This is a genomic window from Pseudobutyrivibrio xylanivorans, from assembly GCF_008935055.1.
In the GTDB taxonomy this organism is placed as follows: domain Bacteria; phylum Bacillota; class Clostridia; order Lachnospirales; family Lachnospiraceae; genus Pseudobutyrivibrio; species Pseudobutyrivibrio xylanivorans_A.
In genome coordinates this window covers 2,687,760-2,700,906 of record NZ_CP043028.1, presented here as the reverse complement: position 1 = coordinate 2,700,906, position 13,147 = coordinate 2,687,760, and the positions used below count along the sequence as shown (strand labels likewise).

Sequence of the window (13,147 nt, the reverse complement as noted above, 5' to 3'; positions counted from 1 at the left end):
TTAAGCTCTAACCCGAAACTACTGAAAATGAAGCGAACATCTAGAACATTGACTTATAAAAAGTTTTTCGCTAACAAATTCAGTGGCTTCGGATTGGGCTCGAAAACTAATTCATAGAAAAATGAGCGGAGCATACACTCCGCTCGTATAGATTACTTTCTTAAGCCAAGACGCTCAATAATTGAACGATATCTCTCAATATCAGTATTCTTAAGGTATGCAAGAAGGTTTCTTCTCTTACCAACCATCTTCATCATACCACGACGTGAATGATGATCACCTGGGTTAGCCTTAAGGTGCTCTGTAAGCTCTGATATACGAGCTGTAAGAACTGCAATCTGAACCTCTGGAGAACCTGTATCACCAGCTGTTCTAGCATACTCATTGATAATTGCCTGCTTCTTCTCTTTTGTAATCATTTTAATTACCTCCTATAAAACTATTAATATGCCGTAACTAAGGAAAAGGTCGGAGTGTCCAAAACCTGAGTTACAGTAAATCGTACTTTAGTATAATAGCACAGCCACAGTAATATGTAAACATGTAAAAAACTCTTACGATTACTTATTTTGCTGAATTTAGCTGAACCAAATCCTGGATTGCGTACTCGCTGGCTTTAGCTAATTTTCCACTGTTTAAATAAACTGTAGAAAAGTCATAATTAATTGAAAAATATACGCCACCGGACTCTTCATCTATATTTCCAATAGAAATAATTATAGTGCCACCTGCCGAGTCTGTAACCCTATATTCCTTCGATGTCTGATCGAGCCCGTATACGCTTCCATCCACATCTGAATAAGAATTTACGCATCTAACATCGCAAAGGTAATTAAGGAGCTTATCAACCCTGTTTTCATCTATATCAATATCGGTATTATCAGTACAGATCCAATTATCATCCTGATTTTCAAAAGTTAATCTGATTCCATTTGAGTCAGTAATTAGAAAGCTGTAAACATCCTCCTTTGGAATCATGAATACCTCTTCACCTTCATCCTTCTCTTCGCTTTCTTTATCAAGAGCATCGGCGTAGGTTTGCTCTTCAGAAGAAACTCCAAGAAATACCTTATCACCTTTCCCAAGAGAGAAAAAAATTAGAAGAGCCAACAAAATCACAACAAGGCAAAGCAAACCAATTTTGAAATATTTTGATTGAATTAAATCGCTCATAAACTCATCCCCGTTAAGCCAAAATAAAAATGCCTTACAACCTAAATTGTAAAGCATTTTTAAATCTTTATCTATAGATAATATCATCACGTCCTGGTCCGTTAGAAACCATTGTGATAGGGAATCCAATTTCCTTTTCAATGAACTCGATATAATTGCGACAATTCTCAGGAAGGTCCTCGTATTTCTTAATTCCGCGGATATCGCATTTCCAACCTGGAAGAGTCTTAAGCACTGGCTTAGCCTTCTCGAGCTTTGAAGTAACAGGGAAGTCTGTTGTAACCTCTCCGTCGATTTCGTAACCAACACATACAGGAATCTCATCAAGATACCCAAGAACATCAACTACTGTAAAGGCAACATCTGTTGTACCCTGCATTCTGCATCCGTACTTAGAAGCTACACAGTCAAACCAACCCATACGACGTGGACGACCTGTTGTAGCGCCAAACTCTCCGCCATCTCCACCACGGCGTCTAAGTTCATCTGCCTCATCTCCAAAGATTTCTGATACAAAAGCTCCAGCTCCAACTGCTGAAGAATATGCCTTACATACTGTAACAACCTGCTTAAGCTCCTGAGCTGGAATACCAGCACCAATGCAGCCATAAGGTGCAAGTGTTGACGAAGATGTAACCATTGGATAAATTCCATGATCTGGATCCTTAAGAGTACCAAGCTGACCCTCAAGAAGGATTGTCTTGCCTTCCTTGATTGCGTTCCAAAGGTAAGCTGAAGTATCACAAACATAAGGAGCAATCATGTCACGATACTGATGAAGTGTATCAAGAAGCTCTTCTTCTGTTAGAAGTGGCTTGTGATACAAATGCTCTAAAAGAACATTCTTCTGGTCGCATGTACGCTTAACCTTTTCCTTGAGAAGTTCCTCATCGAAAAGTTCCTGAACCTGATAACCAATCTTTGCATACTTATCTGAGTAGAAAGGAGCAATGCCGCTCTTAGTTGAGCCGAAAGAAGCCTTTCCAAGGCGTTCCTCCTCGTACTGATCAAAAAGGATGTGGTATGGCATAACAATCTGTGCTCTGTCAGATACCAAAATACGTGGAGCAGGTACTCCTTTATCTACAATGGATTTAATCTCGTTCATAAGAATTGGAATATTGAGAGCAACTCCATTTCCGATAATGCTAGTGGTGTGATTATAAAATACACCTGAAGGAAGTGTGTGAAGAGCGAACTTACCATAATTATTAACTATGGTGTGACCTGCATTAGCTCCTCCCTGAAAGCGTACAATAATGTCTGCATTTGCAGCCATCATATCTGTAATCTTTCCCTTTCCTTCGTCGCCCCAATTGGCACCTACAACTGCTTTTACCATAACAATCCTCCTAAATAACCAAAAATATATATTTGAATAAGCTAAAGCTTAATCAATATCAATTAACTTCTTTGTAATGGTACAAGCGAGAGCACCTGGACCTATGTGACAAGAAACAGAAAGTGATAAAGGATCTATCCAAATCTCTTTACCAGGGAACGCCTCAAGAAGCTCTTCTCTGAACTTCTCTGCTGCCTCCTGGTTCTGAGTATGTGCAATCGAAATAACTACATCATCTAAATTTTCAGTTTTAAGGACTTCTTTCATGTCCTTCTTGAGAGCGTCAATCATAGTCTGCTTAGCGGCCTTCATAGTTCTGGCTACTCCAAACTTATCAAGCTTTTCTCCATAAATTGCAAGTACTGGCTTAATCTTAAGAAGTGAACCAATAGCTGCAACGGCAGGAGTAAGACGTCCGCCCTTCTTCAAATATTCCAAAGTATCTACAGTGATATAGATAGTAGATAATGATTTATTAGAAATAAGAGCATCACAGATTTCCTGAGCACTCTTTCCTTCATCTGCAAGCTTTTTAGCCTCTAATGCTGAAAGCTTCTGAGTAACAGAAATACGCTGATTATCAACAACTACAACTCTGCCATCATAATCCTCTGAAAGCATCTTTGCTGTAGCGCAAGATGACGAAAGACCAGATGACATTGGAATGTACACAAGCTCATCATAATCTTTGAGAATATTGTCCCAGGAATCCATAAGATTACCTGTGATAGGCATTGAAGTAGTAATCTCCCCGCCTTGTGTAAGCTTCTCATAGAACTGTTCCTGAGTTAAATCAATATCCTCATAATAAAGCTGTCCATCAATATAAAAAGGCATTGGCTCAACGAAGATTCCAAATTCCTTGGACTGTGCCTGAGTAATGCCACTATTGCTATCTGTAAGTATTGCTACTTTGCTCATAATTCACCTCATTAATTATTGGCTTAAAATAAAAAGCACCGCTGATTATGATACCATAACCAGCGGTGAAATAAAACCTAAAACCAAAAATTTTAGTACATGCCACCCATTCCTGCACCTGCAGCAGCTGCAGCGGCAGCATCAGCAGCAGGATCTTTGATGTCAGCTACAACTGACTCTGTAGTAAGAAGTGTTGAAGCAACAGAAGCAGCATTCTGAAGAGCTGTACGTGTAACCTTAACTGGATCAAGGATACCAGCCTTAACCATGTTTACATACTCCTCTTTATAAGCATCGAAGCCTACACCATCCTCAGCCTCGCGAACCTTGTTAATGATAACTGAGCCTTCAAGACCAGCGTTAGCAGCGATATAGAAAAGTGGAGCCTCAAGTGCCTTAACAATTACGTTTGCACCAGTCTTCTCATCGCCAGAAAGAGTCTCAGCAAGCTCTGCAACCTTCTTCTGAACGTGGATATATGCAGAACCACCACCTGCAATGATACCTTCCTCAACAGCAGCACGTGTAGCGTTAAGAGCATCTTCCATACGAAGCTTAGCTTCCTTCATCTCTGTCTCTGTAGCAGCACCTACACGGATAACTGCAACACCGCCTGCAAGCTTAGCAAGTCTCTCCTGGAGCTTCTCCTTGTCGAACTCTGATGTAGTCTCATCAATCTGACCACGAATCTGAGCAACACGAGAATCGATAGCTGCCTTATCACCAAGGCCATCAACGATAACAGTGTTCTCCTTGTTAACCTTTACAGACTTAGCACGTCCAAGCTGATCAAGTGTAGTATCCTTAAGCTCAAGTCCAACCTCCTCTGAGATTACCTGACCACCAGTAAGGATTGCGATATCCTGAAGCATCTCCTTACGTCTGTCGCCATAGCCTGGAGCCTTAACAGCAACAACGTTAAATGTTCCACGAAGCTTGTTAAGGATAAGTGTTGTAAGAGCCTCACCCTCGATGTCCTCAGCAATGATAAGGAGTCTTGCACCTGACTGAACAATCTGCTCAAGAACTGGAAGGAGCTCCTGAATGTTAGAAATCTTCTTGTCTGTAATGAGGATATATGGATCATCAAGGTTTGCTTCCATCTTGTCCATGTCTGTGCACATGTAAGCTGAAATATAACCTCTGTCAAACTGCATACCTTCTACAAGGTCAAGTTCTGTCTGCATTGTCTTAGATTCTTCGATTGTGATAACACCATCGTTAGAAACCTTTTCCATAGCGTCAGCTACCATCTGACCTACTTCATCATCACCAGCAGAAATAGCAGCTACTCTAGCAATCTGCTCCTTGCCGTCAACAGCCTTTGACATAGATGAAATAGCATCAACAGCGCAATCTACAGCCTTCTTCATACCCTTTCTAAGAACGATTGGGTTAGCACCTGCAGCAAGATTCTTCATGCCTTCCTTAACCATAGCCTGTGCAAGGACTGTAGCTGTTGTAGTACCGTCACCAGCAACATCATTTGTCTTTGTAGCTACTTCCTTAACAAGCTGTGCACCCATATTCTCGAATGCATCATCAAGCTCAATGTCCTTTGCAATTGTAACACCATCGTTTGTGATAAGTGGTGCACCGTAAGACTTTGCAAGAACTACATTACGTCCCTTAGGTCCGATTGTTACTCTAACCGTGTTTGCTAATTTATCAACGCCTGCCTCAAGAGCCTGTCTTGCTTCTGCGCCATACTTAATCTCTTTTGCCATTTTATTCTACCTCTTTTCTCAATTTAAGATAAAAACCAATTATTCAACAACTGCTAAGATATCATTCTGACGAACGATAATGTATTCTTCGCCTTCAAGTTTTACTTCTGTACCAGCATACTTAGAATAGATAACCTTCTGGCCTTCTTTAACCTGCATAGTAATTTCTTTACCATCTACAACCCCACCAGGACCAACTGCAATTACCATAGCCTCCTGTGGCTTTTCCTGTGCAGCTGATGCAAGGATAATTCCTGACTTTGTTGTCTCTTCTGCCTCGCACTGCTTTAATACAACGCGATCTGTTAATGGAACTAACTTCATTTTATATTACCTCCTAAATAAAAAATCTGATTTCATCTGTTAGCACTCTATATGTTCGAGTGCTAACTACAAAAAGTATAATAGAATTCTACCAGAAAAGTTTCAAGCAAAAGCGATTAGTAATTTCGGATAGAATTCTATCAAAAGCTCAATATATCTCTATTTTTCTCTTATTTTCTCACTATTACATTTTTCGGGAGTTTTTCAGCGATAGGAAGAAGCTTCTCCAAGACTGTATTTTTAAGACTGTCCCCACCTACAGCAACAAGCTTATAAAGAACATCCATCACCAGTGCCTGATTTTCAGGATCCAGTGTCTGTATTTCCTTTGTTAGCGCTGCAATGGATTTCACCTTATTCTTTGTAATGTGTGACATTCTCGTTGCACCAGAAGAAGCCAATGATTCAAAAAATACATCACCGAAAGCTGCTCTTGTATCATAGTCAAAGCTTGCTACCCACTTCGTGATAATTTCATCTATCAGAAGTGAGGTCGATGACACCTTATCAACAGTAATAAAATGATTTCTTTCTATCTGCCATGACAACAAGTCATGCTGATTTATACCATGGGTAGAGCTTGTTACTACCTTTGTCTTGGACTTGCTATGCATAAGCATGCCAATGATGGATTCGTCTGGAATGTAGCGATGAATACGCTTAGCGATGGACTTATACTCTTGAGACTTAATTATTTCAGGAATAAAACCGGGACCATCATTATTATAAATCTCAAGAATTATATCCTTAATATGCGGTTTACAAAAAGCACATCCATAAACTGCAAAATTACCCCCCTTAGAATGTCCCCCAACTCGAAGATGCTTCATAGTGCGGGCAAAATTCTTGTTCAAATACTCTACCGCCTTCAGCTGACCACCTGTACCCTCTGAAAAGCACATGTTAAAATCCTCTTTCCAACCAACAAGCGTGTCGTCTGTTCCTCTAAAAGCAACATAAATCGTACCATCAGGTAGATAAAAGGTACAAACAGCAAATTGGGTCTGATTTTCAGCATCAACATGGTTTACAAATCCAGCCATCTTGATGCCACCGTACCGCTTTGACCTTGCCATTTTTTGCAATAAAAAAGGAGCTCGCTTTGTAAAGGAGGACTTATTTATAAGCTCCTCCTCTGAATATTTCGCAAAAAATAATTCGCAAGCATCCTCTAAAGATATCTTTTCTTTTAGACCTGGCCCAGGGACAATTCCATCAAACGCAGCATATACTAGCTCGCAGAAAACTACATTATCCACCTCATTAAATGGGTCAACTTCAAATGGTACATCTGATCTCCATACTAAATAGTCTTCAACGTTAGCCATAATTTTTCCTAGTCCTCAAATAAAGAATCCTCTGTCTCATTAAGTGAAACAGTCTCTACATTATCAACAAAAGGTTCATCTTCAAAAATTGACTCATCGCTGGCTTTTTTTGCAGAAAGTGGTGAATCTTCCATGTTGCGGGAATAATTTCTATCGCTATCCTTCTTATGATCATGAAGACCAATTCCCATCAAAAGAAGGGAGAAAAGCGATAATCCACCAACAACAATCATATAAACGCATGAATAAATTGTTCCATCAAAAAACTTCCAAGGTGTAAGAACAAGGATTGCAATACTGACACCAACTGTAGCAAGTCCAAAAATGAGGCTTAAAAACCAGGTACCTCTTTGGATATGAAAAAGAGCAAAGGACTGCTGAAGCATTACTGCTCCTAAAATAATTCCAATAATGCAAACCAAAGCATCAATATAAGCAGAAATATAATTTGCCTGGAAAATAAATATAGCGCCAATTATTACCAAGATAACACCCATTGTAAAACCGTAATTGGTAAGCTTAATATACTCGTGATTGAAGAAATACTTAATCATATACCATGCGCCAAATACAATAAATAGAATGCCAACGGCAAGTACAGAAAATGAATAGGCAATGGTAGAAATAAGGCTAGCATCAAGAGTCAATAAGCATACACCTAATGCGATAAAAACAAGTGATGTGACGATATGGGCTACCAGCGCCACCTTAGAATCCTTAATTTCTTCATTACTTTTTGACATACAAACGTCCCCCTTAATCCTTAAAGAATTCTCTAACTAAATAAAATAACTGTAAGATTGATAAGCCCATGGGCAAGCATACAAAGGGATAGTCTTTTCGTCTTTACATACATCACGCCAAGTGCAATACCAACGATTAGAGCATATATGAATTGTACTATATTATTATGTAGAATACCAAAACAAATTGATGATAAAACAACAGAAATGACAGGTCCGTACCATAAGCAAAGCTGCCCTGCTACAATTCCCCTCACAAGCAATTCTTCAAGAATTGGCACTGCAATTACATTGCATAATAACTTAATTAATAATGAGCCATCTGTAAGCGTACTGCTAGCCTTTTCAAATCCTGAGGATCTTGCAACAATACCGCTTTTGGTCAAAATAATATTTGTAACAATTCCAACCGCTACCACTAAAATAACATAAAGCAGATAAATTAATACCTGCCTTTTGTTTCTAATAGCTTCTGGTACTAGCCTAGGTGAAGCCCGATAGATTATTGTCATCGGAATGATTGAAATAGTTGCAGCACTCAACAGGCACAACAATCTACCATATCGATTTCCATAAGCATCTATCAAAAGCCCCGCCCCAAGCTGATAAATAACAAAATAAACCGTAAGCGGATATATAATCTGAAATACTCTATTGAATCTAATTGGTCTCAATGTAGTTTAATACCTCATCTGGATAATCAAAAACTGCAACAGCCCCATGGTGCTCTAAATCTTCTCTGGTTCCAGAGCCCCAAGTTATTCCCACGCAGTCAATACCAATTGAATTAGCACCAATACAATCAAATTCAGTATCACCAATAAGAATTGTTTCATCCTTTAAATGCCAAGGTGAACGTTTAAAGCAGAGCTCAAGAACCTGCGCTTTAGTATTTACCTTTGCATCTAAAGTCGCACCACATATTTCAGTAAAATATTTATCAATACCTAAATGCCCTAATATTTTTCTTGAAACAGCCTCAGGTTTAGAAGTACAGACACCAAGGCAATAACCTCTTTTCACTAAAGCCCCTAAAAGTCCCTCTACTCCTTCAAAAACTTCGACCTCCAAGCACCCATTTTCCTTATCATATAAATTGCGATAATAAGCAACCATCTCAACAAAATCTTCATCTCTTACATGGAGATATTCAGGAAATGATTTAGTGAAAGGTGGGCCCACGCATTTTAATAGAGTTGAATAATCAGGGATGTCATAACCATATTTTTCCAAGGTACGTTTAATACAAGTGATTATACTGGGAGCAGAATCGATAAGTGTACCATCTAAGTCAAAATATACATTTTTTATCATTTCTTTACACCTTTAGTATCACGGCTACCTATGTGAAGTCTATTTAAGGCAACTGGTTTGTTTTTAACCTCTACCTCCAAGGACTCTCCTTCACCTAATACATAAATATTTACCAGCTCATCTCCCTTGGCAAGCTTAATTCCACGAACACCTGCAGCAGCCTTCTTCTTTTCAGGAATGGTAGCTCCATCAATTCTAAGGAACATATCCTTTGCTGACTGCATAACCACAGTATCTCCCTCATTCAATACCTTGACGCAGATTACCTCATCCTTGTCATTAAGCTTTGTAGCGGCAATAAGCTTTCGACTTACGTCAAACTCTGAACCATCTACAACCTTAATCATTGCCTGCTTTGTTCCAAACAATAATTTCTTAGAGATAATGTGTTCCATTGAATCTGCAAGAAGAAGGTTCTCCTTGGTAAGGTCAATTTTAGAGCCCTTTTCAGCAGTATCAATAGGCTGGCCCTTGTCTCTGAACTTTCCAAATGGGAGGCTTAATACCTTAATTGTGTGCATATCTCCATTGTTGGTAAAGAGACAAATCTTATCGGTATTCTTACAGAATACAATCTTCTTGCACTCTGTCTCAGCAGCCTCCTTGTTACGCTCGTAAGTTGGCATGTCTACAACACGTGCATAAGCAAATCTGTCAATGAGAACTGCCACATCAATAACCTCAATTGGTTTCTCCTCAACAACAGCTTCTTCTACATTATCAATTATAGTACGTCGCTCGCGAGCATATTCCTTCTTGATTGACTGAAGATCCTTGATGATAACCTTTGCCATCTCAGCACGTGAGCCAAGAATCTTTTGATATTTTTCAATCTTGGCAAGAGTCTCGTCATAGTCTCCTCTAAGGGCTTCAATTTCAAGACCGATTAACTTCTGCAATCTCATCTCAAGGATTGCCTGCGCCTGACGATCTGTAAAATGAAGCTGTTCAGCATCACGTTTTGACTGCTGTGACTTAAACTTAATTCCAGCTGTGATTCCATCAACAAGACAAGCCTTTGCCATCTTAACATCCTTAGAACCTCTAAGAATTTCAATAATCAAATCGATAACGTCACAAGCTTTGATTAAGCCCTCCTGAATCTCCTTCTTGTCCTGTTCCTTGCCAAGAAGATGTGTGTACTTTCTAGTGCAAAGCTCATACTGGAAATTCACATGGTGTCTGATAATTGGGACTATACCAAGAGTCTCTGGCTTACCATCAGCAACAGCAAGCATGTTTACACCGAAGGTGTCCTCAAGACGTGTCTTCTTGTATAAAAGATTAAGCACATTCTGAGCATCAGCGCCCTTTCTAAGCTCAACGATAATTCTCATACCATTCTTAGAAGAAAGGTTTGAAATATCGGTAATGTCATTTGTCTTTTTAGTCTCAACAAGTGAGTAAATATCATTAAGGAACTTTCCAATGTTGGCACCAATCATTGGATAAGGAATCTCTGTAATTACAATCTGCTCCTTACCACCCTTAATCTTTTCGATTTCAGCCTTACCACGGATTTTGATTTTACCAACTCCTGTTGAATAAATCTCAAGAAGATCATCCTTATTTGTGATGATACCGCCTGTTGGAAAATCTGGTCCAGGGATATGCTTTAGCATTTGAGCTGTATTAATATCCGGATCCTTCATGTAGGCGATAACGCCATCAATAACCTCACCAAGGTTATGCTGTGGAATAGATGTAACCATACCTACAGCAATTCCGTCAGAACCATTGATAAGAATGTTTGGAACACGAACCGGAAGAACCTCTGGCTCCTTTTCTGTCTCATCATAGTTTGGCACGAAATCTACTACATTTTTATCAAGGTCAGCAAGATAAACCTCCTGGGCAACCTTTGCAAGTCGAGCCTCTGTGTATCGCATTGCAGCGGCACCATCTCCCTCGATTGAACCAAAGTTTCCGTGACCATCAACAAGTGGAAGGCTCTTTTTGAAATCCTGGCTCATAACAACCAGTGACTCATAAATCGAACTGTCGCCATGTGGATGATATTTACCCATTGTATCACCGACGATACGAGCAGACTTTTTATATGGTTTATTATAATCAACCTTCAGCTCATACATGTCGTAAAGTGTACGACGCTGTACAGGCTTAAGACCATCTCTAACATCTGGAACTGCACGGGCAAGAATAACAGACATTGAATAGTCAATGAAGGATTTCTGCATTATCTCAGAATATTCTGTTCTAATTATTTCCTGTGGCATTTTTAAAAATTACCCTTTCTTATATTTAATGGGATTAGGCGTCAATCTCAGCCTCTTTTGCATGCTTGTAAATAAACTCTTTTCTAGGAGCTACATCACTACCCATGAGAAGTTCTGTAACCTCAGATGCCATAAGTGCATCCTCGATTTCTACAAGCTTAAGCTTACGACGTTCTGGGTCAAGAGTTGTCTCCCAAAGCTGATCAGCATCCATCTCACCAAGACCCTTGTATCGCTGAAGTGTAAAGCTTTTACCTTCCATTTTTCTACGATATTTTTCAAGAGCAACATCATCGTAGAGATATTCCTCATCCCCCTTTGAAGGGATTGCTTTGTAAAGAGGTGGCATTGCAATATAAACATGACCTTCTCTGATAAGCTCTGGCATAAATCTGTAGAAGAAGGTCAGAAGAAGTGTGCTGATATGGGCACCATCCACGTCGGCATCGGCCATAATGACAATCTTGTCATAACGAAGCTTTGAAATATCAAAATCGTTTCCATAGCCTTCTGAGAAACCACAGCCAAAAGCATTTATAAGAGTCTTGATTTCTGCATTGGCAAGGACCTTGTCCATTGAAGCCTTCTCAACGTTAAGAATCTTACCACGAATAGGCATGATAGCCTGATACATACGGTTTCTTGCTTTCTTTGCAGAACCACCAGCGGAATCTCCCTCTACGATGAAGATTTCGCACTTGCTTGCATCTCTCGACTCACAATTAGAAAGCTTTCCATTCTGATCAAATGAGAACTTCTGCTTTGTAAGAAGATTAGTCTTAGCCTTCTCCTCTGACTTTCTGATTTTCGCACTTTTTTCTGCACAGGAAATAATGGCCTTAAGAGTTTCCAAATTTCTGTCGAAGAAAAGGACTAACTCATCCTGACAAACCTTCTGTGTAGCCTTTGAGGCATCAGGGTTATCAAGCTTAGTCTTAGTCTGACCTTCAAATCGTGGGTCAGGATGCTTGATACTTACGATTGCCGTGATACCATTTCTGACATCTGCACCAGTGAAATTAGCATCCTTGTCCTTAAGAATTCCTAGCTCGCGGGCGTAGTTATTGATAACTGTTGTAAGAACAGTTTTAAAGCCAGTGATATGAGTACCACCTTCGGAATTATAAATGTTATTACAAAAACCAAGGATATTCTCCTTGAACTCGTTGCAGTACTGAAAAGCAATCTCTAGCTCTATTCCGTCTGCTGCTCCCTTAAAATAAACAACATCGTGAAGAGTCTCAGCGGTCTTATTAATCTCCTTTACGAAGCCCTTGATTCCATCAGGCTCGTGGAATGTAAGATACTCTGGCTCCTCGCCACGCAAATCAGCATAGTTAATGGTAAGCCCCGGATTAAGATAAGCAGTCTCATGAAGACGAGACTTTACCTCATCCTCCTTGAAATATGTCTTCTCAAAAATCTCAGAATCAGGAAGGAAATTAATCTTCGTTCCGTGCTTATTTGTCTTGCCAACCTTTGGGAGAAGACCGTCAACCAACTCCTCAGTTGGAACACCTCGTTCATAACGATCGTGATGGATATAGCCCTCGCGGGAAATGTCTACAACCATGTACTCAGAAAGAGCATTTACAACCGAAGAACCAACACCATGAAGACCGCCGGATGTTTTATAAACACTGTCATCAAACTTTCCACCTGCATGAAGCGTAGAAAAAACAAGACGGGCAGCACTCACCCCCTTTGCATGCATTCCAACAGGGATACCACGACCATTATCCTCAACAGTACAGCTGCCATCCTTTTCCAAAGTAACATATATAGTGTCGCATTCTCCTGCTAAATGCTCATCAACAGAGTTGTCGACAATTTCATAAATAAGGTGGTTTAAACCTTTACGTGATGTGGAACCGATATACATTCCAGGACGCTTTCTAACGGCCTCAAGCCCTTCCAATACAGAAATGGAGCTTGCATCATAGTTTACCTTTTTTGCCATAAACAATTACTCTCTTTCAAAATATAGTAAAACAGACGAAAAGGCGTCTGGGAAATCCAGGCGCCAAATCTTTAAATT

12 protein-coding genes are annotated in these 13,147 nt (G+C 39.8%); all 12 read right to left on the bottom strand.

Annotated features, from left to right (window positions below; genetic code table 11):
- Window positions 1-152 precede the first annotated feature (152 nt).
- The 12 genes from rpsO to FXF36_RS12155 all read right to left on the bottom strand — a co-directional run bounded on the left by rpsO (window position 153) and on the right by FXF36_RS12155 (window position 13,069).
- The gene (gene rpsO, locus FXF36_RS12210) at window positions 153-419 is read right to left on the bottom strand and encodes a 30S ribosomal protein S15 (protein WP_028247035.1); all 267 of its coding nucleotides are present in this window, start codon (window positions 417-419) and stop codon (window positions 153-155) included.
- Between the two features lie 145 nt (window positions 420-564).
- A complete protein-coding gene (locus FXF36_RS12205; protein WP_167511381.1) occupies window positions 565-1,173 on the bottom strand; it encodes a DUF4340 domain-containing protein in 609 nt (202 codons plus the stop codon).
- 67 nt (window positions 1,174-1,240) lie between these two features.
- On the bottom strand, window positions 1,241-2,515 hold the full coding sequence (locus FXF36_RS12200; RefSeq protein WP_151624470.1) for an adenylosuccinate synthase: 1,275 nt from the start codon (window positions 2,513-2,515) through the stop codon (window positions 1,241-1,243).
- Window positions 2,516-2,563: 48 nt separating this feature from the next.
- The gene (locus FXF36_RS12195; RefSeq protein WP_151624468.1) at window positions 2,564-3,436 is read right to left on the bottom strand and encodes a DegV family protein; all 873 of its coding nucleotides are present in this window, start codon (window positions 3,434-3,436) and stop codon (window positions 2,564-2,566) included.
- A 92-nt stretch (window positions 3,437-3,528) separates the two neighbouring features.
- Complete coding sequence (gene groL, locus FXF36_RS12190; protein ID WP_151624466.1) at window positions 3,529-5,163, bottom strand: chaperonin GroEL; 1,635 nt, start codon at window positions 5,161-5,163, stop codon at window positions 3,529-3,531.
- Between the two features lie 39 nt (window positions 5,164-5,202).
- Window positions 5,203-5,487: a co-chaperone GroES gene (groES, locus tag FXF36_RS12185; RefSeq protein WP_028243785.1), complete on the bottom strand. Its 285-nt coding sequence runs from the start codon at window positions 5,485-5,487 to the stop codon at window positions 5,203-5,205.
- Window positions 5,488-5,657: 170 nt separating this feature from the next.
- Complete coding sequence (locus FXF36_RS12180; protein ID WP_151624464.1) at window positions 5,658-6,815, bottom strand: Mbeg1-like protein; 1,158 nt, start codon at window positions 6,813-6,815, stop codon at window positions 5,658-5,660.
- Window positions 6,816-6,823: 8 nt separating this feature from the next.
- Window positions 6,824-7,558, bottom strand: a complete 735-nt coding sequence (locus FXF36_RS12175) for an NfeD family protein (RefSeq protein ID WP_151624462.1) — start codon at window positions 7,556-7,558, stop codon at window positions 6,824-6,826.
- A 32-nt stretch (window positions 7,559-7,590) separates the two neighbouring features.
- A complete protein-coding gene (locus tag FXF36_RS12170) occupies window positions 7,591-8,232 on the bottom strand; it encodes a CPBP family intramembrane glutamic endopeptidase (RefSeq protein ID WP_151624460.1) in 642 nt (213 codons plus the stop codon).
- Window positions 8,219-8,872: an HAD hydrolase-like protein gene (locus FXF36_RS12165; RefSeq protein ID WP_151624458.1), complete on the bottom strand. Its 654-nt coding sequence runs from the start codon at window positions 8,870-8,872 to the stop codon at window positions 8,219-8,221. Before FXF36_RS12165 ends, FXF36_RS12170 begins: the two co-directional genes overlap by 14 nt.
- Window positions 8,869-11,109, bottom strand: coding sequence for a DNA gyrase/topoisomerase IV subunit A (locus FXF36_RS12160; protein WP_151624456.1), 2,241 nt, complete (start codon window positions 11,107-11,109; stop codon window positions 8,869-8,871). Before FXF36_RS12160 ends, FXF36_RS12165 begins: the two co-directional genes overlap by 4 nt.
- A gap of 34 nt (window positions 11,110-11,143) precedes the next feature.
- Complete coding sequence (locus FXF36_RS12155) at window positions 11,144-13,069, bottom strand: DNA gyrase/topoisomerase IV subunit B (RefSeq protein ID WP_151624454.1); 1,926 nt, start codon at window positions 13,067-13,069, stop codon at window positions 11,144-11,146.
- Window positions 13,070-13,147 lie beyond the last annotated feature (78 nt).